Source organism: Cupriavidus sp. 10L43_2 (genome assembly GCF_056395265.1).
In genome coordinates this window covers 121,918-148,003 of record NZ_JBFTJE010000014.1, presented here as the reverse complement: position 1 = coordinate 148,003, position 26,086 = coordinate 121,918, and the positions used below count along the sequence as shown (strand labels likewise).

Here is a 26,086-nt window from a genome sequence, read left to right as displayed (position 1 = left end):
CTGAAAAGGGGATTACGGCTTCTGGAAGCCGTACTTCGCCAGCACGGCCTGGCCGTCCGGCGACAGCACGTACTGCACGAAGCTGGCAGCCTGCGTCGGCTGCTTGGTCTGCGTGGTGATGGCGATGGGGTAGGTCACCGGCGTGCGGTTCGGCACGCGTACGGCCACCTTCACCTTGTCCGGCATGATGGCCGCGTCGGTGGCGAACACGAAGCCGGCGTCGACCTCGCCGCGCGCCACGTAGTCCAGGCTCTGGCGCACGTTCTGCGCCGGCACGCCCTTGGCGGAGACGGCTTCCCAGAGGCTTTCGGCCTCCAGCGCGCCCTTGGTATAGCGGCCCACCGGCACCGACGACGGGTTGCCATAGGCCACGCGCTTCACGTCCGCGCGGGTCAGGTCGCGCAGTGCGCCAATGCCCAGCTTGCTGTCGGTCGGCACGATCAGCACCACCTGGTTGGCGGCGAAATCCTTGCGCGAGTCCGGCTGGATCACCTTCTCGGCCTCGGCCTTGTTCATCGCGTCCTGGTCGGCGGAGGCGAACACGTCCGCCGGCGCGCCGCGCACGATCTGCTGCATCAACACGTCCGAGGCGCCGAAGTTCAGCACGACCTTGGTGTCGGGATGCACCTTCTCATACTGCTCGGCCAGCGTCTTGAACGCATTGGTCAGGCTGGCGGCGGCCGAGACCACGAGGTCGGCGGCAAACGCGGAGGGCGCAGCGCCAAAGGTCAGGGCGGCGGCGAAAACGGTGCGGCGGAGAAAGGGAGTCATATGAGAGGGGTAGGTCGCCTGGACGTCACAGGCGCAATATAAGTTGCTATATAGCGCTGCGTCAATCCGCCGGGCGTATAGCCATCTTCAGCCGGATCGAATAGTCCTGTGGGGCAATATGTGTTGTAAACGACACAAAATGACACAAGGCGGCCCATCCCGCGACTGTCACAGCATTGACGCCTTGGCTCACCAAAATCCCCAGCGCACAGCAGCACAACAAAAAACACGCAAAAAGGGAATCCGAGACCATGTCACACCGCATCTCCCGTCTGCAGTCCGCCACCCTCGCGGCGCTCCTGGCCGGCACGGTGGCCATCGTGGCCGCGTGCGGCTCCGACGACAGCCCCACCAACAACAATGGCGGCAATGGCGGCACCCCGGCGGCCACGGTGCCGGCCGGCACCAAGGCCACACTGGCGCTGCTGGAAACCACCGACCTGCACACCAACGTCCGTAGCTACGACTACTTCAAGCTGGCCGATGACCCGTCGCTCGGCTTCGAGCGCGTGGCCACGCTGATCAAGGCCGCCCGCCAGGAATTCCCGAACAGCCTGCTGCTGGACAACGGCGACACCATCCAGGGCACCGCGCTGTCCGACTACCAGGCGCTGGTGAAGCCGGTGGCCTGCAGCGAGACGCTGGCGATGTACAAGGTGATGAACGCCGCCGGCTACGACGGCGGCGGCATCGGCAACCATGAGTTCAACTACGGCCTGCCGTACCTGAGCCAGGTCACGGGCAGCCGTTTCAATGTCGATGGCCTGCCCGAGCCGGGCACGCAGACGGTCTGCGCCGGGCCGAAGTTCCCGCAGGTGCTGGCGAACGTCTACAGCGTGAAGACCCGCGCGCCGCTGTTCCAGCCCTACGCGATCCTGACCAAGACGGTCACCGCCACGGGCCCGGACGGCAAGCCGGTCACCGCGCCGCTCAAGGTCGGCATCATCGGCTTCGCGCCGCCGGCCATCCTGAGCTGGGACAAGCGCTGGCTCGACGGCAAGGTCTATACCGAAGGCGCGGTGGAAACCGCCCAGAAGTACATCCCCGAGATGCGCGCCAAGGGCGCCGACCTGATCGTGGTGATTTCCCACGGCGGGCTGGACGCCTCCACCTACTCGCCGGACATGGAGAACGGCAGCTACCACCTGTCGAAGGTGGCGGGCGTGGACGCCATGCTGATCGGCCACTCGCACCAGATCTTCCCGGACGCCACCAGCACCGTGCCGCAGTTCAACCTGCCCGGCGTGGACAAGGTCAAGGGGACGGTCAACGGCGTGCCGACCGTGATGGCCAACTACTGGGGCAAGCACCTGGGCGTGATCAACCTCGCGCTGGCCTATGACGGCAGCAAGTGGTCGGTGGACCGCGCCGGCACCACGGTCCAGGCGCGCTCGATCCAGAACGCCGACAAGACCTATGTGGCGGCGGACGCCTCCGTGGCAGCCGCCATCGACACCGAGCACCAGGCCACCATCCAGTACGTGAAGACGCCGATCGGCGCCACGAACTACCGCATGTCGAGCTATTTCGCCGATGTGGGCGACCCCGGCGCGATCCAGATCGTCAACATGGCCCAGGCCCAGTACGTGAAGGACTACCTCACCGTCAACCAGCCCGCGCTGGCCAGCCTGCCGGTGCTGTCGGTCTCCGCGCCGTTCAAGAGCGGCTTCGGCGGCGGCAGCGACTACACCGACGTCTCCGCCGGCAATCTGGCGATCAACAACGCGGCCGACCTGTACCTGTATCCGAACACGGTCTACGCGGTGAAGGTGAATGGCGACGAGGTCAAGGCGTGGCTGGAGACGGCCGCCAAGCGCTTCAACCAGATCAACCCGGTGCTGGCCACGGACCAGCAGTTGATCAGCAGCTTCCCGGGCTACAACTTCGACATGTTCACTTCGGCGGACATGCAGTACGAGATCGACGTCACCCAGCCGGTGGGCAGCCGCATCAAGAACCTGACCTACCAGGGCGCGCCGGTCACGGCAGCGATGTCGTTCATCGTCGCCACCAATAACTACCGCGCCAGCGGTGGCGGCAACTTCCCGGGGCTGGATGGCACGAAGACCGTGTACGCCTCGCCGGACGCCAACCGCGACGTGCTGATCGCCTATATCAAGAACGCGGCGAATGTGACGCGTGCAGCGCACGGCAGCGCGCGTAGCTGGCGCTTCACGCCAGTGACGACGGCTGGCAAGGTCGTGTTCAGCTCGGGCGTGGGCATGCTCCAGCAGGCGGTCGATGCGGGCCTGACCAACATCACGCTCGACAAGGCCGACGATGGCGCGAACAAGAACCTGTCGCAGTACAAGATCGACCTGAGCCTGTGATGACCGCCGCTGCCGCCACTGCCACCGCCACCGCTACCGCCACCTTCCCGCCCGCCTTCCGGCGCCGCCGGGCCCATCCGCTGTTCGCCGCCGCGCTGGTGGCGGTGACGGTGGCCGCAGCCGGCGTGGCCGGTGCCGCCGCGTGGCGCCACCATGCCGAGGCGCGCCAGGCCGAACTGGCGCAGTGGCAGCGCATGGCCAGCATGGCCGCCGATGCCGACGGGCTGTCGCGGCTGGCTCGGGCGGCAGATGCGGGCGAGACCGCCGCCCGCGCCGCGCTGGGCGAGACGCTGCTGGCCCGCCCCGATGCGCTCTCGCGCGCCGATGGCGAGCGCTGGCTGCGCCTGGCCGCCGACAGCGGCAGCGTGCGCGCCCACTTCGTGCTCGGCAAGGCGTCGATGCTGGGGCAACTGTCGGTGCGCCAGCCGGACCTCCCGCGCGCCTGGACCCACCTCGAAGCCGCCGCCCGCGCCGGCGATGCAGGCGCCGCGTACTACCTGGGCCTGCTGTGCCGGGGCGGTTATGGCCGCGCGCCGGACGCCCCGGCAGCCGTGCGCTGGCTCACCGTGGCAGCCGAGGGCGGCGTGGCGCAGGCCATGTTCCTGCTGGCCAACGCCTACCGCGACGGGGAGGGCGTGCCGCGCGACGACGCCCGCGCCGTGGACTGGTACGAAGCCGCGGCTGAGCGCGAGCATCCGGCGGCGCTCCAGGCCCTGGCCATGGCCTACCTCAACGGCGAACTGGGCCTCGCGCGCGACGACAAGGCGTACCGGCAGCACATGGCCGAGGCGGCGCACGCACTGCGGCACCCGGCGCTGACCCCCTGAGGTGGCTGGCATCCGGTAAGCTGGCATCCCACGACGGATGCCCACACCTCACGCCCCATGAAATCGATCTATCTCGCCGGATTCGACGTTTTCCGCAAGGACGCGCTCGCCCACGGCGCGCACCTCAAGGCGCTGTGCGCCCAGCACGGCTACGAAGGGTTGTATCCGCTCGACAAGGCTGCGCCGGCCGGCCTCTCCGGCCCCGACACCGCGCAGTGGATCTATGAGGCCAATCTCGCGCTGATCCGCCGCGCGGACCTCGTCATGGCCAATCTCGATGACTTTCGCGGCCCGGGCGAGCCGGACAGCGGCACGGCGTTCGAAGTGGGTTTCGCGGTGGCGCTCCAGAAGCCGGTGTGGGCCTATTCGGCCGATGCCGGCACGCTGCTGGACCGCGTGCGCGTGGGCACCGATGCCGATGGCGAGGCGCTCGATGCGCGCGGCTACGTGGTGGAGGACTTCGGCCTGTCCAAGAACCTGATGCTGGCCTGCAGCGTGCGGCTGGTGGCTGGCGATGCCGAGGCCTGCCTGGCTGCGATGGGCGAGGCGGACCGGCGCCGCGCCGCACGCCGGGCGCAGGCGCTGGAAGCCGGCGGCCCGGAAGACTGACTAATAGATAAGGGTCAGGGCCGCAGCGATTGCACGCCGGCGGCGATGTCGGCGGCGGTGGTCGCCACGATCTGGCGGTAGGCGGTGACCATGCCGTCCACCTGTCCCGGCGCGGGCAGCTCGGTCTGCGTGCGGCCGCTCAGCACCTTGCCGTCGGGCAGCTTGCGCACGGTCCAGGCGATGGTGGCGGCAGCGCGCTGGCCCAGATCGCCATCGAGCCGCACCACTTCCGTGGTCACGCGGTACACCGGCGTCACTTCCGACAAGCCCTGCTGGTAGGTATCCACCGCGCCGAGCCGCGCCTGCAACTGCTGGGACAGCGCGTCGCGCAGTTCGTCCGGCAGCGGCGACGACCAGCGCGACAGGTCGAGCAGCTTCAGCCCGCCTTCGCTGCCGTCCGCCACCACCAGTTGGGGTCGGTTCAGCCGCTCGGGCACCCGTACCGGGGCCACCTCGATCCAGATCGGAGTCGTGGCCGCCGCAGGCGCCGTGGCTTCGCCGTTCGCCAGCGTGTAGTAGCGCGGCTCGGGCGAGGCGCAGCCTGCCAGCACCGCCAGCGCGGCGAGAGCCGCCAGCACGGCCGGCGCCATCCTCATCTTGTCAGCAGATCGCTTCATCATGGTTTCTCCGCCTTGCCGCGCAGCAGCGCCTCGGGGTGGCGTTCCAGGTAGTCGGTCAGCGCGCGCAGGGACACAGCCGTGCGCGTCAGTTCCTGCAGCATTCGGCGCGTGTCCTGCTGCAACGGCGCGTCAGAGGCCAGCGTGCCGTTGGCCGCCGTCAGCGTGCGGCGCGCGTCCTGCAGCGCGGCCAGCACCTGCGGGGCCACGTCGCCGTTGAGCTGGGCCACGAGCTTGTCGGCGGAGGCCATCATCGCGTTCATCGAGGCCATGGCCGTGCGCAGGTCCTGCCCGATCTGGTCGAACGGCACCTTGTCGATGCGGTTGACGATATCGCCCAGCTTGGCCTGCAGGGCGTCGAACGTGCCCGGCGTGGTCGGCAGTTCCGGCATCGCCGCATTGAGGTCGATGTCGGTCGGCGGCGGCGCCTTCGGGAAGAAGTCGAGCGCCACGTAGAGCTGGCCGGTCAGCAGGTTGCCGGTACGTAGCTGCGCGCGCATGCCCCGCTTGACCAGCCCCTGCACGATGGCGCGCTTGCGCTCCTCGTCGGCCACGTCGCGTTCACGGAAGCCCATGCGCGACGGATAGAACTCCACCACCACCGGCATGCGGAACGCCTTCTTGTCGCGCACGTACTCGATGCCGATGGAGCGCACCGTGCCCACCACCACGCCACGGAAGTCCACCGGCGCGCCCGGCGTCAGCCCGCGCACGGACTGGTCGAAGTTGAGCACGGCCAGCGCGGGCGCCAGTTCATCAGGCTCCTTCATGGCCTCCGACTGATCGCCGGCGAGCAGGTATTGCGTGTTCTCGGCGGCGGCAGTGCGGGCCGAGGAGTTGTCGGGCGACTGGAACGCCACGCCGCCCAGCAGGACCGTCACCAGCGACTGCGTGGAGAGCTTGAGCCCGCCCGCATCGAGCTTCAGGTCCACGCCGCTGGCGTGCCAGAAGCGGGTATCGGCGGTGACGAGCGTGTCGTACGGCTTGTTGACGAACACCCGCAGCGTGATGTCGCGCCCATTCGGCTCAAGCTGGTAGGCCACCACCTGGCCCACCTGCACGCGGCGGTAGTAGACCGGTGAGCCGATGTCGAGCGAGCCCAGGTCCTGCGCGCGCAGCACGAACTGCCGGCCGGAGGCATCGGTGGTGACCACCGGCGGCACCTCCAGCCCGGTGAAGCTGCGCGTGCTGGACTGCGACTTGCCGGCATCCACGCCGATATAGGCGCCGGACAGCAGCGTCTCCAGCCCGGACACCCCGCTGACCGCGAAGCGCGGTCGCACCACCCAGAAGCGCGTGTCGCTGACGGCGAAGTTCTCGGCATCCTTGGTCAGCTCGATGATGGCCACCACGTGCGAGCGGTCCGGCGCCAGCCGCACGGACTTCACCAGCCCGATATCGACATCCTTGTAGCGCACGGCGGTCTTGCCCGGCGTCAGGCCCTCGGCGGTGCGGAAGGTCACCGTGATGTCGGGCCCGCGCGAGGCCAGCGTGTTGATCAGCAGCGAGATGCCCACCACGGCGGCGACGATCGGGATCAGCCAGACCAGCGAGGGCAGCCAGCGCGCCGGCTTGCGCCGCGCGGGCTGGGGCAGGCCGCCGGGGGGCGGCGGGGGCGGAAGGGGTGGAGCGGCGTTGTCAGTGTCGGGCATCGTTGGATTCCGGCAATTCGAGTGAGTCCCACAGCAGGCGCGGATCGAAGCTCAGCGACGCCATCATGGTCAGGACGACCACGGCGCCGAAGGCCATCGCGCCGCCGCCCGGGATGATCGTGGCGAGCGCGCCGGCGCGCACCAGCGAGGCGAGCAGCGCCACCACGAAGATATCGAGCATCGACCAGCGGCCGATGATTTCCACCAGCCAGTACAGCCTGGTCTGCTGGCGGATGCGCCACGACGTGCGCAGGTGCACCGAGACCAGCAGCAGCGTCAGGATCATCATCTTCAGCAGCGGCACGACGATGCTGGCGATCAGCACCACGCCGGCCAGCAGGTGCGAGCCGGACACCCAGAGGTAGATCACGCCCGAGAGGATCGTGTCGCGCTGGGTGCCGAGGATCGACTGCGTGACCATCACCGGCAGCAGGTTGGCGGGAATATAGAGAATATAGGCGGCCAGCAAGAACGCCCAGGTGCGCGCCAGGCTGGCCGGCTTGCGATGGTGCAGCGTGGCGCCGCAGCGTGGGCAGGGCTGGCCTTCCAGCGTACGCGGGCTGACCAGGTCGCAGGCGTGGCAGGACACCAGCCCGCGCGAGGTGGCCGTGGGCACCTGGGGCAGCGGTGCGTCGTCGTCGTTGTCGGGTAGCMTGAACGTCTTCATGGCGCTGGGCTCCGGTCACGGGGCGGCACCTCGTCCGCGCCGGGCGGCTCGAGGTAGTGCCACAGGTCGCGCGGATCGAACGACAGCATCGCCGCCAGCACGATCACCAGCGCGCCGAACGACCACAGCGCCACGCCGGGCAGCACCTGCGCCATGGTGGACAGCTTCACCAGCGTGACCAGCACGCCGATCATGAACACCTCGATCATGCCCCAGGGCCGGGTCTGGCGGATGCCGCGCACGATGCGGTCGAACCCGGGCGGCATCTGCCGGCGCGACATCGGCACCAGCAGGTAGCCCATCATCAGCATCTCGGAGAGCGGGAACAGGATGGTAGTGGCGAAGACCAGCAGCGCCACCGGCGCCATCTGGTCCGCGAACAGCGCCTGCACGGCGCCGATCAGCGTGGTCTGGGTGCGCACGCCCTTGAGGTCCATCTCGACGATGGGGAAGGCGTTGGAGATCAGGAACAGGATCAGCGCCGTCACCACCAGCGGCAGCAGGCGGCGGTAGGCGCGCGAGCTTTCGCGGTAGAGCGGGCCGCCGCAGCGCAGGCAGGCGGCGCGCTCGCCGGGGGCCAGCGCGGTGCGTTCGTAGAGCGCGTCGCAGTATTCGCAGGCCACCAGCCGGTGCAGATCCGGGGGCAGGTCCTGCGGGGTGTCGGGAGGAGCGTGCGGCGCCGGCGTCATGCGTCCGGAGTGAGGGTCTTGGGCGGCGTGGCCGTGACGGCGGTCATCGGCGGCCGTTCCTGCGTGCCGATGGTCCAGTCGCGCAGCAGCGCGTAGGCCACGGCCAGCACGGTCGGGCCGATGAACACGCCGAGGAAGCCGAAGGCCAGCGCTCCGCCCAGCACGCCCATCATGATCCAGATCAGCGGCAGGCCGGTGCCCTTGCTGATCAGCAACGGCTTGACCACGTTGTCCGCCATGCCGACCACGGCGCCGCCCCAGATCACCATGAAGATCGCCCAGCCGGTGTGGCCCGAGTGGTAGAGCCACAGCGCGGCCGGAATCCAGATCAGCGGCGGGCCCATCGGCACCACGGAGAGGAAGAAGGTGATGAAGCCGAGGATGGCGGCGCCGGGCACGCCGGCAATCCAGAAGCCGATGGCGGCCAGCACGGCCTGGATGAAGGCGGTGCCGAGCACGCCGTAGACCACGCCCTTGACCGTGCTGCCGGCCAGCGCCAGCAGGTGGTCGGCGCGCTCGCCCGCCACGCGGCGCATGCCGCCGCGCAGCCACTGCACGGCCAGTTCGCCGCCGGTATAGAAGAAGAACGCCAGGACGATGGAGAGCGCCAGCTGGCCCAGCCCGGCGCCAATCGACAGGCCCGCGCCCAGCAGCACATGACCGACCGGCGCGATCAGCTTGCGCAGGTTGGCCACCATCTCGGAGTCGGCGGTGATGACCTCCTGCCACGCGTTGGCGAGCTGGTTGCCGACGAAGGGCAGGCTGCTGAGCCATTCGGGCAGTTGGGGAATGCCGTGCTGGGTATAGCGTTCGACCAGCGCCTGGAGATCGTCCAGATGGCCGGAGAGGCTGGCGCCGGCATAGACGAACGGGCCGAGCACGATGACCGTGGAAATCAGCACGCAGATCAGGGCGGCGATGCCGCGCCGGTTGCCGAGCCAGCGCGTGAGTACGGTATAGGGGTACCAGGAGGCGTACGCGAGGATCGCGCCCCACAGCAGCGCGGTGGCGAACGGGGCGAGTACCAGCAGCGAACCGCCGATCAACACGATCAGCGCGAAGACGGCGGCGAGCTTTTCAATCAATTGTCCGGAACTCATCGGGCAGATCTCCAGGGGCGGCCGTGTGACGGAAACGCCGTAAGCATAGCGGAAATCGATGACAGCGCCGCCGGGGGCGCTGGCCTGGATGAGTGTAATGGGAGGCGGGATGTGGGGCGGAGACTTCGTGGAGAGGCTGGCCCTCTCCCCCGGCCCCTCTCCCGCAAGCGGGCGAGGGGAGACCCCAGATAGCGCTTGAGATGCCGGTGGTTGGCTCCCCTCTCCCTTTGGGAGAGGGGCCGGGGGAGAGGGCCGGCGCCTCAAGCCGCCATCACGGCTCCGTCACGCCCCGGCGCAGCAGGGCCGCCACGAGGTCCGTCTGGGTGACCATGCCGACCACGCAGCGGTTGTCGTCGATCACCGGCACATGGTGCAGCCCGCCGTCGGAGAAGGCGCGGCCCAGGTCCACGATGGGCTGGTCGGGGCGCGCGGTGACCACCGCGCGGGTCATCAGGTCGCGCACGGTGCCGTTCACGCGGCGCGAGTGCATGCGCTGGGCGCGGAAAAAGTCGGTCTGGGTGAGGATGCCGAGCAGGCGGCGCCGGCCGTCCACCACGGGCAGCGCCTTGATGTGATGGCGCGCCAGCAGCGCGGCGGCGTCCGCGGCGGCCTGGCCGGGGCGCACGGCCACCACGTCCCGCGACATGATGTCCCCGCACGCCACATCGCCAAAGCGGCGCCGATAGGCGCGCAGCTCGGCCTCCACGATGATGGCCTCGAGATCGTCTTCCTCGATGTCCAGGAACTCGCCGCGCGCGGCCAGCACGGCGTCCAGGTCGGCGCGCGTCACGCCCACGCGCTGGCTTGGCGGCACGTCGCGGGTGTGATGCTGCGTGGCGGCTTCGGGCGGCCGATGCGGATAGCGCCGCCGGGCGAAGTTGTTGAAGGCGAGGGCGGCCAGCAGCAGCAGCATCGAATTGATGGCCACCGGCATCACCACGAAGCCGAAGCCCAGCGCCTGCACAGCCGGGCCGCCCAGCACCGCTGTGACGGCGACGGCACCGCTGGGCGGGTGCACGCAGCGGAGTTGGAACATCAGGGCGATGGCGCCCGCCACGGCCACGCCGGCCGCCAGCCCAGGGTCCGGAATCCAGCGCGCGCAGGCCACGCCCACGGTGGCGGCGACCAGATTGCCGCCGATGATCGACCACGGCTGGGCCAGCGGGCTGGACGGCACGGCGAACAGCAGCACGGCCGACGCGCCCATCGGCGCGATGAACCACGGGTTGAAGCCCTGCAGGAAGCGGCGGCAGATCCACTCGGTCAGGAACAGGCCGATCAGCGCGCCAAGGCAGCTTTTCAGGCGCTCGCCAAGGCTCGCGGCGATCGGCATCGGCACGAAAGTGCGCAGCCAGGCACGTGCCTTGGCAACGGGTTGGGAAGTGTCGAATGCGGCGGGCATCGATATCGGGGAGCAGGGGCGCTCAGAATGCGGGGGGTCCGCAAATATATCATCGCATGATATATTGCGCCGGCCTCCGGACTGCGCCCCCCTGCCCCCGCTCCCCCTTATGCCTCCCTCATCACATTCCGACCCCGTCCCGTTCGAGAAACGCGACTACGCCGCCAACGGCCGCCTGCCCATGCTGGCCGGCATCGCGCTGGCCATCGGCGCGATCAGCACCGGCGCCGCCTTCGTGCTGGTCAATCTGATCCGCTTCTTCACCAACCTGTTCTTCTTCCAGACGATCTCCTTCGCGGAGCGCTCGCCGGCCAGCCACGCGCTGGGCCCCTGGGTAATCGTCGTGCCGGCCATCGGCGGGCTGATCGTCGGCCTGATGGCACGCTACGGCAGCGACAAGATCCGCGGCCACGGCATCCCCGAGGCCATCGAGGCGGTGCTGTTCGGCAAGAGCCGCATGTCGCCGAAGGTGGCCGTGCTCAAGCCGCTGTCGTCCGGCATCGTGATCGGCAGCGGCGGGCCGTTCGGGGCCGAGGGGCCGATCATCATGACCGGCGGCTCCATCGCCTCGCTGCTGGCCCAGTACCTGCACCTGACCGCCGCCGAGCGCAAGACGCTGCTGGTGGCGGGCGCCTGCGCCGGCATGACGGCGATCTTCGGCACGCCGGTGGCCGCCGTGCTGCTGGCCATCGAGCTGCTGCTGTTCGAGCTGCGCCCGCGCAGCCTGCTGCCGGTGGCGCTGGCCTGCGCCGTGGCGGGCTTCCTGCGGCCGTTCGTGTTCGAGGCCGGCCCGCTGTTCCCGCTCCAGACCGCGCCGGCCAGCACACTGGCGCTGGGTTCGTGCGTGCTGGCCGGGCTGCTGTGTGGCGTGCTCGGCGCGGGGCTGACGCTGGCGCTCTATCGCACCGAAGACGCGTTCGGCAAGCTGCGCCTGCACTGGATGTGGTGGCCGGCCATCGGCGGGCTGGTGGTGGGCATTGGCGGCTATTTCGAGCCGCGCGCGCTGGGCGTGGGCTACGACGTGATCGGCGACCTGCTCAACAACCGCCTCGCGCTGGAGGTGGCCGTGGCGCTGCTGGCCGTCAAGGCCGTGATCTGGATTGCCGCGCTGGGCTCGGGTACCTCGGGCGGCGTGCTGGCGCCGCTGCTGATGCTCGGCGCCGGRCTGGGCGTGGTGTTGGCGCCGGTGTTGCCGGGCGGCTCCCCGGCGCTCTGGGCGCTGGTCTGCATGGCCGGCGTGCTCGGCAGCGTGCTGGGCGCACCGCTGACCGCCATCGTCTTCGCCTTCGGCCTCACGCATGACAGCGAGGCGCTGCTGCCGCTGCTGCTGACCACGGCGGTGGCCTACGGTTTCTCGGTGCTGACCATGAAGCGGTCGATCATGACCGAGAAGATCGCCCGGCGCGGGCTCCATATCTATCGGGAGTACGGCGTGGACCCGCTCGAACGCGCCCACGTGGATGAACTGATGACGCGCGACGTAGTGACCATCGACGCCGAACTACCCGTGGCCGACGCCCTGCCGCGCTACTTCGGTGACCACGCCGCCCATCGCGCCTACCCGGTGGTGCGCGCGGGCCGGCTGGTCGGCATGCTCCATCGCACGGCCATCGTCGCGGCCCATGCCGGGGACGATGCGGGGCTGCGTTGCGGGGATCTGGTGGCGGGGCAGGGCGATGCCGCGCCCGCCGCGCTGCTGCCCGCGCTGACTGGCCGCGCCGCCGCCGGCCGCATGGCCGAACTGAGCGTGGCGCGCCTGCCGGTGGTGGAGAGCGTGGCGACGATGCGCATCGTCGGCATCGTCGCGCTACGCGACCTGCTGGCCCCGAGCGGCCATGTGATGCACGAGGAAACCCGCCGCGAGCGGCTGCGCGGGGCAGTGCGCGCGGTGCGCGGGGTCGGTCAGAGCTTGTAGCTGGTCAGCAGGATGCTGGTTTCGGTGGCCGAGATCCCCTCGATCAGCCGGATCCGGTCCAGCGTGCGGTCGAACTGCTCCAGCGTGTCCGCGCGCAGTTCGGCGATGATGTCCCAGCGGCCGTTGGTCGTATGCAGGGTCTGCACATTGGGCTCGCCGCGCAGGGCCTGCAGCACCTGCCGGGCGCGATTGCCCTCCACGGCCACCGTCATCCAGGCGCGGATGCGGTGCGGCTCGGCCTCTGCCTTGAGTCGCACCGTGTAGCCGACGATCAGCCCTTCCTTCTCCAGTTTGTCGATCCGGTTCTGCACCGTCGCGCGCGAGACGCGCAGCGCCTTGGCCAGCGCCGTCACGGGCGTGCGGGCGTTGTCGCGCAACAGGCTCAACAGTTGTTGGTCGGTGGCGTCCATCGGGGGCTCCTCTGGCGATTTGTCGCCTTATGCTGGCGAATTGTCGAATCGTGCGCGCATTTTGTCCATCTTGCTGACTATTTGTTGGCGCGGGCGGGCACCACAATGCACGCACGGCAGCCACAACAGACAAAGGAGCCCCCGTGACCGACCGCCCGACCATCCTCCTCATCGCCCCCACGTTCTATGACGTGTCCTACAGCATCAACCCGTGGATGGACCCGGCAGCCTGGGCGCGCGACCCGCGCGGCATGCATCGCCAGGCCCGGGCGTCGTTCGACGCGCTCCACGCCGCGCTGACCGCCGCCGGGTTTGCCGTCGAGGTGGCCGAAGGGGCGCCGGGCCAGCCCGACATGGTGTTCCCGGCCAACGCGGCGGTCGTGCTCGACGGCAAGGCCGTGCTGGCGCGCTTCCGCTACCCGCAGCGCCGGGGCGAAGAAGCGCCGTTCGCGGCAATCTTCGACGCGCTGCGCGCGCGCGGTCTGCTCGACAGCGTGATCACGCTGCCCGAGGGCTGCTATCAGGAAGGGGCGGGCGACTGCATCTGGGACGCGCAGCGCGGCCATTTCTGGGCCGGCTTCGGTCCGCGCTCCTCGCGCGAGGCCGCCGATGCCGTCGGCGCGCAGTTTGGACAGGAGGTGGTGGCGCTGGAACTGGCCACCGAGCAGAGCTATCACCTCGACGTCTGCTTCTGTCCGCTGGCCGGCGGCGAGGTGCTCTATTACCCGCCGGCGTTCTCGGCGGCGGCGCTGCGCACCCTGCACGCGCGCGTGCCGGCGGCACTGCGCATCGAGGCCACCGAGGACGACCTGCGCCACTTCAGCGTCAACGCCGTCAATCTGGACGACCACGTGGTGATGACCCGCACCACGCCGCATCTGCGCGGCGAACTGGGCCGGCGCGGCTACCGGCTGCACGAGGTAGACCTGTCGCCGTACATGCTCTCCGGCGGCGGGGCTTACTGCATGACGCTGCGCCTGGATCGCACCAGCACGCCCGCGCGCCGCGCCGTGGCCGCATGACCAGGAGACCGCCATGACGGCCAAAATGACAACCTTCCTGGATGCCGCCGACGCCGCCACGCTGGTGCGCCGCATCGGCGTCGCCCGGGCCATCGGCGAGGTCGCCGAGCACGTCCGCCAAGACTTTCTGCGCTGGCCGGCCTTCGAGAAATCGGCGCGGCTGGCCAGCCATTCGCCGGTGGGCGTGATCGAGCTGATGCCGGTCAGCGACGGCGCGCAGTTCGCCTTCAAGTACGTCAACGGGCATCCCGGCAACGCGCAGCAGGCGCTGCCGACGGTGATGGCCTGCGGCATGCTGGCCGATGTGCGCACGGGCTTCCCGCTGCTGCTGGCCGACCTGACGCTGGCCACGGCGCTGCGCACGGCCGCCACCTCGGCGCTGGCGGCGCGCGCCATGGCCCGGCCCGGTGCCCGCACGATGGCGCTGGTCGGCAACGGCGCGCAGGCCGAATTCCAGTCGCTGGCCTTCCACGCGATGCTCGGCGTGCGCGAGATCCGCGCCTACGACATCGACCCGGCGGCCACCGCGCGGCTGGTGCACAACCTTGCCGGCGTGGCGGGCCTGTCGATCGTGCCGGTGGGGTCGATCTCGGCCGCGCTGGCGGGGGCCGACATCGTGACCACGGTGACGGCCGACAAGACCCACGCCACCATCCTCATGCCGGACATGATCCGCCCCGGCATGCACCTGAACGCCGTGGGCGGCGACTGCCCGGGCAAGACCGAGCTGCACGCGGACATTCTGCACGCCGCGCGCATCGTGGTGGAGTACGCCCCGCAGTCCCGCATCGAGGGCGAGATCCAGCAATGGCCCGAGGCGCCGGTGCATGAGTTGTGGGAAGTGCTGTCAGGCGCCGCGCCGGGCCGGGTGTCGGCGGACGATGTGACGATCTTCGATTCGGTGGGATTCGCGCTGGAGGACTACGCCGTGCTGCGCTGGCTCCATGCCGCCGCGCGCGCCCATGGGGTGGGACGGCCGATCGCGCTCGTGGCGCTGCCGCCGGACCCGCGCGACCTGTACGGCTGGATGATGGCGTCCTGCCAGGAAGCCGTGGCGGCCTGAGGGGAAGGGGAGCGGGAGTGTACGGGGCTCTTACTTAATACCGGACGCGTGGTCTTGCTCCCCTCTCCCGGAAGGAGGAGGGGAGCCAGCCTGCGCTCAGGCGCCCACGCGCCCCATCATCAGCTGCGCGCGCAGGAAGCCCTTGATCTCTTCCAGCGACGGCGTCTTCAGGAACACCATGATGCCCCATTGCTGGAGTGCATCGGCCACGCCGTCATAGGCCTGGCGGTTGGTGATCACGGCGAAGATCACGCGTTGCCGCGCGAAGAAATTCTGGAGCTTCTCGATGGTCGCCGACTCGGCGTCGTTCAGCTCCTCCACGTAGTAGAGCACCACGCGCGGCCGGGCGTCGACCGAGGTGATGACCGTGTCGACCACGTCCTCGAGCACCTGGCTCTTGAGCGGCAGCGACCACTTGCCCAGCTGGGCGCTGATGCGCTGCGCTTCCTGGTGGTTCGGGTGAAACACCACAAGGTCGAGGTCGTGCTCGGCGGCCATGTCAGGCGTGGCGCGGCTCGCCAGCAGGCGATGGACGGTTTCCTTGTGAATGCGCCGATGGCCGCCGTTGGTCTTCCACGCGCCCAATTCGCCGCGTTCGACCATTTTCTGGACGGTGCCCAACGAGACGTTGAGAAGTTTTGCCGCGGTCCGCGTGCTGTAGTAGGGCTTTTCAGCCAGTTCCGGATCCAGTTTCATCCAATCACCCGTAGTGTCGATCGGCAGCACGGCGCCAGTTGCTCGCCGCGTGGCACCCTCGGACGCGCCACGCCGTTTTGATCCGGGCTGCCGGATTTACTGACCCTGACATTTGCGACCCGCTCCCCGGCCGGTCTTTGTTGCTTTTACGCGTGCGTGGGCTCAGGTGCCCGCGCGCGCGGTTGGAACCTGGCAGTCTGTGCCGCCTGTCGGTAGGGTTCCGCCATGCCAATAGTATGGCTTCATCGCGCTGTGCCGCCACAGGGAAACCCGTGGTTGGCGTCACACTTTTGTTGTTTAACGTACATCGGGCAGCTTCGGTGGACGGCACCAACGCTGCCGGTTCGCATTCTCGCCGGCATTTTTGCCCGCGTGCCAGTCCCAGCGCACCTCTCAAGGGACAGGTGCCAGGCGCGGCAGTTCCCCCGCTCGTACATTCGATACATTGCCGTCGACGGCGTGACGGTCAGTTCAGCCCGTACTTCCTCACCTTGTCGAACAGCGTGGTCTTGGCCACGCCCAGCGCCTCGCCGGCGCGGCTCAGGTTGCCATCGTGGCGGCGCAGCGCATCGGCGATCAGCGCGCGCTCGAACTGCTCCACGGCCTGGGGGAGCGGCAGCGCGTGCGGCGCGGCGCCACCCTGGGCGGGGTCGCAGCCCAGGCCGAGCACGTGGCGTTCGGCCAGGTTGCGCAGCTCGCGCACATTGCCGGGCCAGGGGTAGGCCACCAGCCGGGCCAGCTCGGCCGCCGTGGCCGGCACGGCCTCGCGCTCGAAGCGCAGCGCGGCCTGGGCGACGAAATGCTCGAATAGCTGCGGCACGTCCTCGCGCCGCTCGCGCAGCGGCGGCAGGGCCAGCGTCACCACGTTCAGCCGGTAGTACAGGTCGGCGCGGAACTGGCCGGCATCCGCCAGCGCGCGCAGGTCCGCCTTGGTCGCCGCCACCACGCGTGCGTTCACCGGCACCGGCAGGTTGGAGCCCAGCCGCTCCACCACGCGCTCCTGCAGCACGCGCAGCAGCTTGATCTGCATCGGCATCGGCATGCTCTCGATCTCGTCGAGGAATAGCGTGCCGCCGTCGGCATGCTCGATCTTGCCGATGCGGCGCCGCGCGGCGCCCGTGAACGAGCCGGCCTCGTGGCCGAAGATCTCCGATTCGAACAGCTGTTCGGGCAGGCCGCCGCAGTTGATCGGCACGAAATGGCGCGCCCGCCGGCCGCTGGCTTCGTGCAGGCAGCGCGCCACCAGCTCCTTGCCGGTGCCGGTCTCGCCGTGGATCAGCACGTTGGCGGCGGTGTCGGCCAGGTCGGCAATCATCTGGCGCAGCCGGCCGATGGCCGGGGAGTCGCCGATCAGCCGGGCGGACAGCGTCTCGCGCCCGGCCAGCCGCGCGCGCAGCTCGGCCACTTCCAGCGCCAGCCGGCGCTTGTCGAGCGCGCGGCGGCATGTGGCCACCAGCCGCTCGGGCGAGAACGGCTTCTCGAGGAAGTCGTACGCGCCTTGTTTCATCGCCTGCACGGCCAGCGACACGTCGCCGTGACCGGTGATCATGATGACTGGCAGCGCGGCGTCGCGCGTCATCAGCTCGCGCAGGAGCGCCATGCCGTCGGCGCCGGGCAGGTGGATGTCGCTGACGACGATGCCGGCGTAGCCGGCCTGCACCTCGCGCAGCGCGGCCTCGGCGCTGGGCACGCCGCGCGTGGCCATGCCTTCGAGCCGCAGTGCCTGCTCGCAGCCGAGCCGCACGTCCGGGTCGTCCTCGACGATCATCACCGTCATCGTCGTCATGCCAGCCGTCATGGCGTCCGGCTGCTGCACCTCAGCCGACATGCCGCGCCTCCGGCCCGGCCTCGGGCAGGGCGAGCGTAAAGCAGGCGCCGCCCTCGGGATGGTTGATCGCGGTCAGCGTGCCGCCGTTCTCGTTCAGGATGCCGGCGGACAGCGTCAGGCCGAGGCCCAGCCCCTCGCCAGCCGGCTTGGTCGTGAAGAACGGCTCGAACAGCCGCGCGAAGGCCGCCTCGGACAGCCCCGGGCCGCTGTCGCGCACGGTCAGGTGCACCAGCCCGCCGCTCTGGTAGGCGTGCAGCGAGAGCCGGGGCGCCGTGCGGCCGGCCATCGCGGTCATTGCATCGAGTGCATTGCCGACGAGGTTGACGAGCACCTGCTCGAGCCGGTTCGGGTCGCAGGCCACCATCAGATGGGGGTCGATGTCGCGCTCGATGGCCGGCGCCACCGCCGCGATGCGCGTCTCCAGCAGGAACAGCGCGTTGTCCACTGCCTCGGCCAGGCGGGCCGTGCCGCGCTGGCCCACCGACGGGTTGCGCGCGAAGGACTTCAGCGCGCCCGTGATGCGCCCCATGCGGTCCACCAGCCCGATGATCTTGCCGAGGTTTTCCTGCGCCGTGGCGTGGTCGCCGCGTTCGAGGAACTTGCCGGTGTTGCCCGAGAGCGTGCGCAGCGCCGCGAGCGGCTGGTTCAGTTCATGGGCGATGCCGGCCGACATCTGGCCCACCGCCGCGAGCTTGCCGGCCTGCATCAACCCGTCCTGCGCCTGGCGCAGGAAGGTCTCGGTGCGGGTGCGTTCGGCCACTTCGGCATGCAGTTGCTGGTTCGCGGCGAAGAGGTCGGCGGTGCGTTCGGCCACCTTGCGTTCGAGTTCGCTGTTGGCCGCCTCCAGCGCCGTGCGCGCCGCCAGCCGCTCGCTGACGATGCGCCGCCGCACGTTCCAGGCCGCCCCGAGCAGCAGCACGAACGCCGCCAGCACGCCGGCCAGCGCCGCGCTGTTGAGCGCGGCCACGCGGGCCTGCGAGGTATTGGTCAGCAGGGTCAGGTTCCAGTCGGTGCCGGGCAGGGCCAGGTGCTGGGCCAGCATCGGCGGGCCCTGGCGCAGCCGTACCAGGGCGTCGCCGCCCTCGCTGGGGCCGGGGCCGAGTTCGCGCACCGTGGTCAGCGCCAGCGGGGGCAGCGGGGCGCGGTTGTACTGGAGCGAGCGGTCCAGCTTCTCGCGCTGGGCCGGCGCCAGCGGCCGCGTGGCGGCCAGCTTCCAGGACGGGTCCGAAGCGAGGATCACCACGCCGTTCTCGTCGCTCAGCAGCATCTGGCTGTCGTTGCCCTGCCAGCGGTTCTCGAGCGGCTCCAGGCCGATCTTGACCACCGCCACGCCCACCGGCTTGTCACGGTCGCCCAGCGGGGCGGAGAGGTAGTAGCCAGACTCGCTGCGCGTGGTGCCCACGCCGTAGAAGCGGCCGAGCTGGCCTTCGATGGCGCTGCGGAAGTAGGGGCGGAAGCTCAGGTCTTCGCCGAGATAGCTGTCGGGACGCTGGAAATTGCTGGTCGCGAGGACCTTGCCGCGCGCGTCGAGAATATAGACCACGCGGGTGCCGGCCCGGCCGTTCAGCGCGGCGAGGTAGGCGTTGGCGGCGGCCACGCGCTCGGGGTTGCCCGGCTGGCGCAGCAGCCCCTCGATGCGGGCATCGAGCGAGAGCAGGCTCGGCACGTAGTCGAAACGGGCCAGTTCGCTCTCCAGCGCCTGGGCGTACAGGCGCATCTGCACCTGGCCACGTTCGGCCTGGCGGTTCAGCGCGGTGTCATAGGTAAAGCGATAGCCGAGCCAGCCCGCGGCCGTCACCAGCGCGGCCAGGGCCAGCAGGGCGACGATCGGCGCGGCGCGGCGCCAGGGCGAGGTGCCGCCGCCCCCGCCAGGAGCGAGGCCGGTATCGGCGGAGGACAGGGGGCCGGTCATGAGGAATTCTGTGAGGCGGATGCACAGCCGTCGGGTGACGCCGACGCCGCATGCTGCTGGCGCGGTGCGGGCCGGATCCGCGGCGAGGCCCACGTTTTACCACACCCCATGCAAGTGCCGGCCAAATCGGACAGGTCAGACGTCCCGGTAAACGCAAAAAGGCCCGGCCGCCTGATCGGCAACCGGGCCCTGGCACGCCTGGCCGGCTTACTTGCTGGCCAGCGCCTGAGCGGGTGTCAGGCCGGTGTTGCTGTCCGCCGAGGTGTCGTCCTCGTCGGAGAGATCCGGCGCGCCGATCGCGCCTTCGCTTTTGGCGACGACGGTCGTGGCAATGGCATTGCCCAGCACATTGGTGACGGTACGGCCCATGTCCAGGATGTGATCGATCCCCAACACGAGCAGGATGCCGGCCTCAGGCAGGCCGAACATCGGCAGCACGGCGGCCACCACCACCAGCGAGGCGCGCGGCACGCCCGCGATGCCCTTGCTGGTCACCAGCAGCACCAGCAGCATGGTGATCTGCTGCGTGAGCGAGAGCTGGATGCCGTACACCTGCGCCACGAACAGCGCGGCGAACGAGGTGTACATGATGGAGCCGTCCAGGTTGAACGAGTAGCCGAGCGGCAGTACGAAGCCGGTAATGCGCGGCTTCACGCCGAAGCGCGTGAGCTGCTCGATCACCTTCGGGTAGGCCGATTCGCTGCTGGCCGTGGCGAAGCCGATCATCAGCGGCGCACGGAGCTGGCGGATCAGGCGGAAGATGTCACTTCCCAGGAAGTAGTAGCCGCCGGCGATCAGCGCCACCCAGAGCAGCGCCAGCGACAGGTACAGGCTGCCCAGCAGCTTGGCGTAGACGGTCAACACGCCCAGGCCCTGCGCCGTGATCACGGCGGCCACGGCGCCGAACACGCCAGCCGGCGCGAACGCCATCACGTAGTTGGTGACCTTCAGCATGACGTGGCCGAGGCCGTCCACGCCCTGCAGCACCGGCTTGCCGATGCCGTCCTTGAGCGTGCCGAGCGCGAAGCCGAAGAACAGCGAGAACACCACGATCTGCAGGATCTCGTTGGTGGCCATGGCCTCCACGAAGCTCTTGGGGAACATGTGCGCGATGAACTCGCGCAGGTTCAGCGCCCCGGTCTTCAGGTTCGAGGCGGCGTCCGCGGCTGGCAGCGGCAGGTTCATGCCGTGGCCCGGCGCCAGCAGGTTGGCCATCACCAGACCCAGCAGCAGCGAGGTGATCGATGCGCCCAGGAACCAGGCCATCGCCTTCAGGCCGATGCGGCCGACGGCCTTGCCGTCGCCCATGCCGGCGATGCCGGCGACCAGCGTGGCGAACACCAGCGGGCCGATGATCATCTTGATCATCCGCATGAAGATGTCGGTGAGGATGGCGAAGTGGTCCGCGATCGATTTCGCGGTGGCGGCGTCGGGCGCCAGGTGGTGGGCAGCGGTGCCGGCCAGAACGCCGAGCAGCATCGCGATGAAGATCAGTGTGGGCAGTCGCTTCATTGTCATCGTCAGTACATCCTCCTTGGGGTCGGGCACGTAGGCGTCGCGCCCTGACAGCGGCGCCTAGGTGTGCACGAGGCGTGCCAGCGCGGCGGCGCCTGGGGGAGGGGGTAAGTCGATGAATAGAAAGGGAATTTACGCGCGCTGGCGGCGCGGCGTTCGGGAATCCGGACGGATGGGTGGGGAGGCCGTTCGGAAATCCGAACGGCCATGTGATGTTTTGCTCCCCTCGCCCGCTTGCGGGAGAGGGGTTGGGGGAGAGGGCCGGCGCTGGCCGAAGCCTGCGCGCTGGAGCACACCGAGGGCCCCGCTGTGTGTGGTCGCTTGCTAGACCACCCCTCTCCCCGGCCCTCTCCCGCTGAGGGGAGAGGGAGAAACGGTGGTGTCGATGTGCGCCTGGGCGTGGTTTGTGGTGTCGCCGTTAACAGGTCAGGCCGCGTCCGCCTCGTGCTCCCACGCCTCGAGCAACTGCTCCACCGGCACCGGCCGGCCGATCACATAGCCCTGGGCGTAGTCCACGCCGATCGCGCGCAGCGTGCCCAGCGTTTCCTCGTCCTCCACGGACTCGGCCACGGTCTGCACGCCCAGCCGGTGGCCGATGTCGTTGATCGAACTGACGATCTCGCGGTCCACCACGCTGCCGGTGAGGTTGCGGATAAAGCTGCCGTCGATCTTGAGGTAGTCCACCGGGAACTGCTTCAGATAGGAAAACGACGAAAGGCCGGCGCCGAAGTCGTCCAGCGCCACGGTGCAGCCGGTGCTGCGCATCTCGGCCACCAGCCGGCTGGCGGCGGTCATGTTGTTGATCAGCGCGGTCTCGGTGATCTCCAGCCGGATGCGGTTGGCGGGGAGCACGGAGTCGCGCAGGGCGTCGTGCAGGAAGGGCAGCAGGAAGGGCTCGCCCAGCGAGTTGGCCGACAGGTTGATCGACACCGACAGCCCCGGCACCGCCGCCAGCCGCCGCCCGTACTGGTGCAGCACGTTGCGGATCACCCAGCGGTCGATGTGACCCATCAGGTCGTAGCGTTCGGCGGCCGGGATGAACGCGCCGGGCATGATCAGCGCGCCTTGCTCATCGACCATGCGGACCAGGATCTCGACGTGCCGGCCCTGCTCGCCCTCGCGCAGCGAGCGGATCTCCTGGGCGTAGAGGCGGAAGCGGTTGGCGTCGAGGGCCGAATGGATGCCGGCGGCCACTTCCAGCTCGCGGTGATGGCGCCGCGCGTCGCTTTCATCGCGCCGGTAGACCGAGACCCGGTTGCGGCCGGCAGCCTTGGCGGCGTAGCAGGCCACGTCGGCGCGGCTCATCAGCTCGCCTACCGGCGGGGTGTCCGCGTCGATGGCGGCGATGCCGATGCTCGCGCCCACGTCGTAGACGCGGCCTTCCCACGGGAAGCGGCGCTCGCGCACGGCGTCGATGACCTTCTGGCACACGTGCTCGGCTTGGTCCACCGAGCAGTCCTTGAGCAGCAACGCGAATTCGTCGCCGCCCAGCCGGGCGAGCAGGTCGTCCGGGCGCACGTGGTGGCGGATCACGTAGCCCAGTTCGCGCAGCAGCACGTCGCCGGCGCCGTGGCCGGCGGTGTCGTTGACGATCTTGAAGCGGTCCAGATCGATAAAGCACAGCGCGGCGCGGTGGCCGTGCAGCCGGGCGGCCTCGCAGGACTCGCGCAGGCGCTTTTCGAACCAGGCGCGGTTGGGCAGGCCGGTCAGGGCGTCGTGGGTGGCCGAGTGGGCCAGTTCGCGCTGCAGCGCCCGGGAGGTCGTGATGTCCTGGAACACCAGCACGGCGCCGAGCACGCCGCCGTCATTGGTCAGCACCGGCGCGGCGGAGTCCTGCACGTCGTGGCGCTCGCCGGTCAGGCTTTGCAGCACCGCGCCTTCCTGGAGGTAGGCCGGGCGCAGGGTTTGCAGGCACTGCTCCACCGGGCTGGGGATGGTCACCCCGGTGATTTCATCGACGATGCGGAAGACCTGCTCGAGCGGCTGGCCCATCGCGGCGTCCATGCTCCAGCCGGTGAGCTGCTCGGCGATCGGGTTCATGAAGGTCACGCGCATCACGCGGTCCGTGCAGATCACCGCGTCGCCGATCGAGCGCAAGGTGATGTGCAGCCGCTCCTTTTCCTCGAACAGCGCGCGGTTCAGACGGCGCTGCTCGGTGATGTCCCAGTTCGTGCCGACCAGGGCGCGCGTCATGCCGCGGCGCGTGGGGGTGCCTGCGCTGGCGCCGCCGCCGCCATCGTCGTCGTCCTCATCGTCGTGGTGCGAGACCATGGCCATGGCGCGCACGTGGCGCACCTCGCCGGTGGGGCAGACCACGCGGTATTCGGTGTCGAAGCGATGCACGCCGCGAATCGCCTGGCGCATCTCGGTGCTGACCCGGCTCACGTCCTCGGGGTGCAGCATGGCGATCCACTGCGCCAGCGTGGGCGCGCCCAGCTCCACCGAGGTGCCGTGCAGCGCGTGCATGCGGGCGTCCCAGGTGATGGTGGCGTTGGTGAAATCCCATTCCCAGATGCCCACGCCGCCGGCTTCCACGGCCAGTTCCATGCGGCGTGCCAGTTGTTCCATGCGCTCGTGGTCCGTCTTGCGGCTGTGGATATCCTCGATCTGGGAGATGTAATGGTCCGGCTGGCCGGTCTGCTGGTTGCGCACCATCGACACGGCCAGCAGCGCCCAGCGGTAGCGGCCGTCCTTGTGGCGGTAGCGCTTTTCCATGCGGTAGGCGTCGATCTCGCCGGCGGTCAGGCGTTCCAGCTGGCGCAGGTCGGCGTCCAGGTCGTCCGGGTGGGTCATCCGCTGGAACGGAATCTCCCGGAACTCCTCGGGCGTGTACCCGAGCAGCTCGCACATGGCCCGGTTCACCAGTTGCCAGCGCCCGTCCAGCCCGACCAGCGCCATGCCGATGGCCGAATGCTCCAGCGCCTGCCGGAAGCGCTGCTCGCTGCTGCGCAGGTTGGCGCGGCTCTTGCGATTCTGCGCGCTCATGAAGGCGATGCAGGCCGGGAAGATCGCCACCAGCGCGGCCGAGACCAGCAGTTCGTGGCCAGCCCAGATGGCCGCCACCCCGGCGAGCGTGCACAGTGCCAGCAGCGCGCCCTGCAGCCGCCGCCGCCAGGGGGCAGCCGCCGGGGGCGGGGGTTGGAGGGGGTTCGCGGCCGTCTCTGGCGTCATGTCTTGTGTTGTCGATGGCTGCCCCTGTGCATCAGGAGGCGGTCCGGGGTACGGCGGGTGCCGGTGCAACGGTCGCACCCCTGCCCAGCGTATGGCGCAATGTAGTCGTTCTGCGGGGCGGACGAGCCCCGAGATACGGGGCATGGCGGGGCGTTGTTGGGGCTGGCGCTCGGGCGCATTTTTTGGTAGGGGGTGGGGAAGACCCGATGCCGCGGGCGGTCGGCGTCTGTATCATCGCGCACAGAATCCGCGCCCCGATCCGGCTGCAATCAGGCCGGGGCGGGCCGCGCGGCGGCCGTGCCTCCGCCACGGAGAGGGGAACCCATGGATATTGCGCGATTCTTCCGCATCGCCAGTTCGGCGTCGATTACCTTCGTTGTCGTGGTGGTGGTGGCCGTGGGCAGTACCTATTGGTGGGGCGGACGCAAGCTCGCGCGGACCGTGAAGGTCAACGTGACCCCGGTGACGATTCCCACCGACACCGCCGCCATCGCCCATGGCAAATATCTCTACGAATCGCGCGGCTGCATGGACTGCCACGGCGCCAAGGGCGCCGGCAAGCAGGTCTTCGACGAGCCCAACGGCCTGCGCGTGCGGGCGCCGGACATCACCCAGGCCAACCCCGACGTCGCCAAATACCGCCCGGAGGACTGGGACCGCGCCATCCGCCACGGCGTGGCGCCAACGGGCCGGCCGCTGCTGATCATGCCGAGCGAGGATTACAACCGGCTTTCAAACGAGGACTTCGGCGCGCTGGTGGCCTACGTGCGCAGCCTGCCGCCGGCCAACGGGCAGCCGGCCGAAGTGCGCTTCCCGTGGTTCGCGCAGGGGCTGTACGGCGCGGGCGTGATCCGGGACGCCGCCGAGAAGATCAACCATGACCTGCCGCCCGCGCCGGCGATTGCCGCCGCGGTGACGCCGGCCTATGGCCAGTACATGGCCAATGCCTGCATGGGCTGCCATGGCGGCGACCTGCGCGGCGGCCATATCCCCGGCGCGCCGCCCGACTGGCCGCCGGCTGCCGACCTGCGCCCGAACGGCGTGATGAAGCGCTACCCCCAGCCGGACCAGTTCGTCGCCATGATGCGCACCGGCAAGCGGCCCGACGGCACCGACGTCAGCCGGGTCATGCCGTTCTCCTCGTTCGCCAAGATGAACGACACCGACCTCAACGCGCTGCATCTCTATTTGTCCGCGACTAAATAGAAGGGGCGCTACTTAATTAGCAGGGCCCAGAAACTTTCGTTTCGCCCCATCCCGGTGCACGCCCACCCGTGTGCGTAGGGCGGCGCACGTTTCTCGAATTTGTTCTATCCTCCGTGGGCGCCGCCGGGTGGCCAGGGATCCCGTGCCACGTTGCTTGCCAACGAGCCCGGCGGTGCGATGCAAGAAGACTAAGGGCAACGCACCCAAGGAGTTCCCCGCAATGACTACCCTCACCCTCAACGGCAAGACCGTGGACGTGGACGCCGATCCGTCCACGCCACTGCTCTGGGCCCTGCGCGACAACCTCGGCATGACCGGCACCAAGTTCGGCTGCGGCATGGCCGCCTGCGGCGCCTGCACGGTCCACATCAACGGCCAGGCCACGCGTAGCTGCGTGATGCCGATCTCGGCCGTGGCCGGCAGCAAGGTCGGCACCATCGAATCGATGCCGGACGACAAGATCGGCCGCGCCGTGCTCGACGCCTGGCTGCGCCACGACGTGGCCCAGTGCGGCTACTGCCAGAACGGGCAGGTGATGAGCGCCGTGGGCCTGCTGCGCAGCAAGCCGCGCCCCACCGACGCCGACATCGACCAGGCCATGGCTGGCAACATCTGCCGCTGTGGCACCTATCAACGGATTCGCGCGGCCATCAAGGATGCCGCCCGGGCCATCGCCTGAGCGGG

At 69.5% G+C, this 26,086-nt stretch carries 21 protein-coding genes; 8 read left to right on the top strand and 13 right to left on the bottom strand.

Features of this window, described 5'->3' with window-relative positions; translation table 11 throughout:
* Nucleotides 1-12 precede the first annotated feature (12 nt).
* Complete coding sequence (gene modA / locus AC1DEL_RS19535) at nt 13-771, bottom strand: molybdate ABC transporter substrate-binding protein (RefSeq protein WP_477126143.1); 759 nt, start codon at nt 769-771, stop codon at nt 13-15.
* Nucleotides 772-1,022: 251 nt separating this feature from the next.
* On the opposite strand from modA, the gene AC1DEL_RS19530 reads away from it, so the two are divergent.
* From AC1DEL_RS19530 to AC1DEL_RS19520, 3 genes are read left to right on the top strand one after another with little or no spacing between them, the layout of a single operon-like run.
* The gene (locus AC1DEL_RS19530; RefSeq protein ID WP_477126142.1) at nt 1,023-3,101 is read left to right on the top strand and encodes a bifunctional 2',3'-cyclic-nucleotide 2'-phosphodiesterase/3'-nucleotidase; all 2,079 of its coding nucleotides are present in this window, start codon (nt 1,023-1,025) and stop codon (nt 3,099-3,101) included.
* Nucleotides 3,101-3,928: a tetratricopeptide repeat protein gene (locus AC1DEL_RS19525; protein WP_454756854.1), complete on the top strand. Its 828-nt coding sequence runs from the start codon at nt 3,101-3,103 to the stop codon at nt 3,926-3,928. The genes AC1DEL_RS19530 and AC1DEL_RS19525 overlap by 1 nt, the downstream gene beginning before the upstream one ends.
* 57 nt (nt 3,929-3,985) lie before the next feature.
* Nucleotides 3,986-4,537 (top strand): nucleoside 2-deoxyribosyltransferase, encoded by a 552-nt coding sequence (locus AC1DEL_RS19520; RefSeq protein WP_092298200.1) that lies wholly within the window; start codon nt 3,986-3,988, stop codon nt 4,535-4,537.
* Nucleotides 4,538-4,551: 14 nt separating this feature from the next.
* Here AC1DEL_RS19520 and AC1DEL_RS19515 read toward each other — a convergent pair whose 3' ends face one another.
* The 6 genes from AC1DEL_RS19515 to AC1DEL_RS19490 all read right to left on the bottom strand — a co-directional run bounded on the left by AC1DEL_RS19515 (nt 4,552) and on the right by AC1DEL_RS19490 (nt 10,664).
* On the bottom strand, nt 4,552-5,157 hold the full coding sequence (locus AC1DEL_RS19515; protein ID WP_092298202.1) for a PqiC family protein: 606 nt from the start codon (nt 5,155-5,157) through the stop codon (nt 4,552-4,554).
* Nucleotides 5,154-6,806 (bottom strand): PqiB family protein, encoded by a 1,653-nt coding sequence (locus AC1DEL_RS19510; protein WP_092298205.1) that lies wholly within the window; start codon nt 6,804-6,806, stop codon nt 5,154-5,156. Before AC1DEL_RS19510 ends, AC1DEL_RS19515 begins: the two co-directional genes overlap by 4 nt.
* The gene (locus AC1DEL_RS19505; protein WP_477159155.1) at nt 6,793-7,473 is read right to left on the bottom strand and encodes a paraquat-inducible protein A; all 681 of its coding nucleotides are present in this window, start codon (nt 7,471-7,473) and stop codon (nt 6,793-6,795) included. Before AC1DEL_RS19505 ends, AC1DEL_RS19510 begins: the two co-directional genes overlap by 14 nt.
* A complete protein-coding gene (locus tag AC1DEL_RS19500; RefSeq protein WP_092298211.1) occupies nt 7,470-8,162 on the bottom strand; it encodes a paraquat-inducible protein A in 693 nt (230 codons plus the stop codon). Before AC1DEL_RS19500 ends, AC1DEL_RS19505 begins: the two co-directional genes overlap by 4 nt.
* A complete protein-coding gene (locus AC1DEL_RS19495) occupies nt 8,159-9,262 on the bottom strand; it encodes an AI-2E family transporter (protein WP_092298214.1) in 1,104 nt (367 codons plus the stop codon). The genes AC1DEL_RS19500 and AC1DEL_RS19495 overlap by 4 nt, the downstream gene beginning before the upstream one ends.
* Nucleotides 9,263-9,533: 271 nt before the next feature.
* Nucleotides 9,534-10,664 carry an HPP family protein gene (locus tag AC1DEL_RS19490; RefSeq protein ID WP_092298217.1) on the bottom strand — a complete coding sequence of 377 codons (1,131 nt, stop codon included), beginning with the start codon at nt 10,662-10,664 and terminating at the stop codon, nt 9,534-9,536.
* Nucleotides 10,665-10,773: 109 nt separating this feature from the next.
* Here AC1DEL_RS19490 and AC1DEL_RS19485 point away from each other — a divergent pair, with 109 nt between their 5' ends.
* Entirely contained in the window at nt 10,774-12,579 is a 1,806-nt protein-coding gene (locus AC1DEL_RS19485) for a chloride channel protein (protein ID WP_477126141.1), read from the top strand.
* Here the strand turns inward: AC1DEL_RS19485 and AC1DEL_RS19480 are convergent.
* On the bottom strand, nt 12,567-12,989 hold the full coding sequence (locus tag AC1DEL_RS19480; RefSeq protein WP_144197369.1) for an Lrp/AsnC family transcriptional regulator: 423 nt from the start codon (nt 12,987-12,989) through the stop codon (nt 12,567-12,569). The genes AC1DEL_RS19485 and AC1DEL_RS19480 overlap by 13 nt on opposite strands.
* Before the next feature lie 143 nt (nt 12,990-13,132).
* Between AC1DEL_RS19480 and AC1DEL_RS19475 the strand changes: the two genes are divergently transcribed.
* Nucleotides 13,133-14,011, top strand: coding sequence for a dimethylarginine dimethylaminohydrolase family protein (locus AC1DEL_RS19475; RefSeq protein WP_092298225.1), 879 nt, complete (start codon nt 13,133-13,135; stop codon nt 14,009-14,011).
* A gap of 13 nt (nt 14,012-14,024) precedes the next feature.
* Nucleotides 14,025-15,074, top strand: a complete 1,050-nt coding sequence (locus AC1DEL_RS19470; protein ID WP_477126140.1) for an ornithine cyclodeaminase — start codon at nt 14,025-14,027, stop codon at nt 15,072-15,074.
* Between the two features lie 96 nt (nt 15,075-15,170).
* Here AC1DEL_RS19470 and AC1DEL_RS19465 read toward each other — a convergent pair whose 3' ends face one another.
* From AC1DEL_RS19465 to AC1DEL_RS19445, 5 genes are all read right to left on the bottom strand, one after another.
* A complete protein-coding gene (locus AC1DEL_RS19465) occupies nt 15,171-15,770 on the bottom strand; it encodes a helix-turn-helix domain-containing protein (protein ID WP_092298228.1) in 600 nt (199 codons plus the stop codon).
* Between the two features lie 466 nt (nt 15,771-16,236).
* A complete protein-coding gene (locus AC1DEL_RS19460) occupies nt 16,237-17,556 on the bottom strand; it encodes a sigma-54-dependent transcriptional regulator (protein ID WP_092298445.1) in 1,320 nt (439 codons plus the stop codon).
* 31 nt (nt 17,557-17,587) lie between these two features.
* A complete protein-coding gene (locus AC1DEL_RS19455; protein WP_477126139.1) occupies nt 17,588-19,510 on the bottom strand; it encodes a sensor histidine kinase in 1,923 nt (640 codons plus the stop codon).
* Nucleotides 19,511-19,717: 207 nt separating this feature from the next.
* Complete coding sequence (locus AC1DEL_RS19450) at nt 19,718-21,028, bottom strand: dicarboxylate/amino acid:cation symporter (protein WP_441591841.1); 1,311 nt, start codon at nt 21,026-21,028, stop codon at nt 19,718-19,720.
* A 423-nt stretch (nt 21,029-21,451) separates the two neighbouring features.
* Nucleotides 21,452-24,196 carry a diguanylate cyclase gene (locus AC1DEL_RS19445; protein WP_477126138.1) on the bottom strand — a complete coding sequence of 915 codons (2,745 nt, stop codon included), beginning with the start codon at nt 24,194-24,196 and terminating at the stop codon, nt 21,452-21,454.
* Between the two features lie 324 nt (nt 24,197-24,520).
* Here AC1DEL_RS19445 and AC1DEL_RS19440 point away from each other — a divergent pair, with 324 nt between their 5' ends.
* Together AC1DEL_RS19440 and AC1DEL_RS19435 are read left to right on the top strand one after the other, a co-directional pair.
* Nucleotides 24,521-25,402 (top strand): c-type cytochrome, encoded by an 882-nt coding sequence (locus AC1DEL_RS19440; RefSeq protein ID WP_092298237.1) that lies wholly within the window; start codon nt 24,521-24,523, stop codon nt 25,400-25,402.
* A gap of 220 nt (nt 25,403-25,622) precedes the next feature.
* Nucleotides 25,623-26,081, top strand: coding sequence for a (2Fe-2S)-binding protein (locus AC1DEL_RS19435; RefSeq protein ID WP_092298240.1), 459 nt, complete (start codon nt 25,623-25,625; stop codon nt 26,079-26,081).
* The last annotated feature ends 5 nt before the right edge of the window (nt 26,082-26,086 follow it).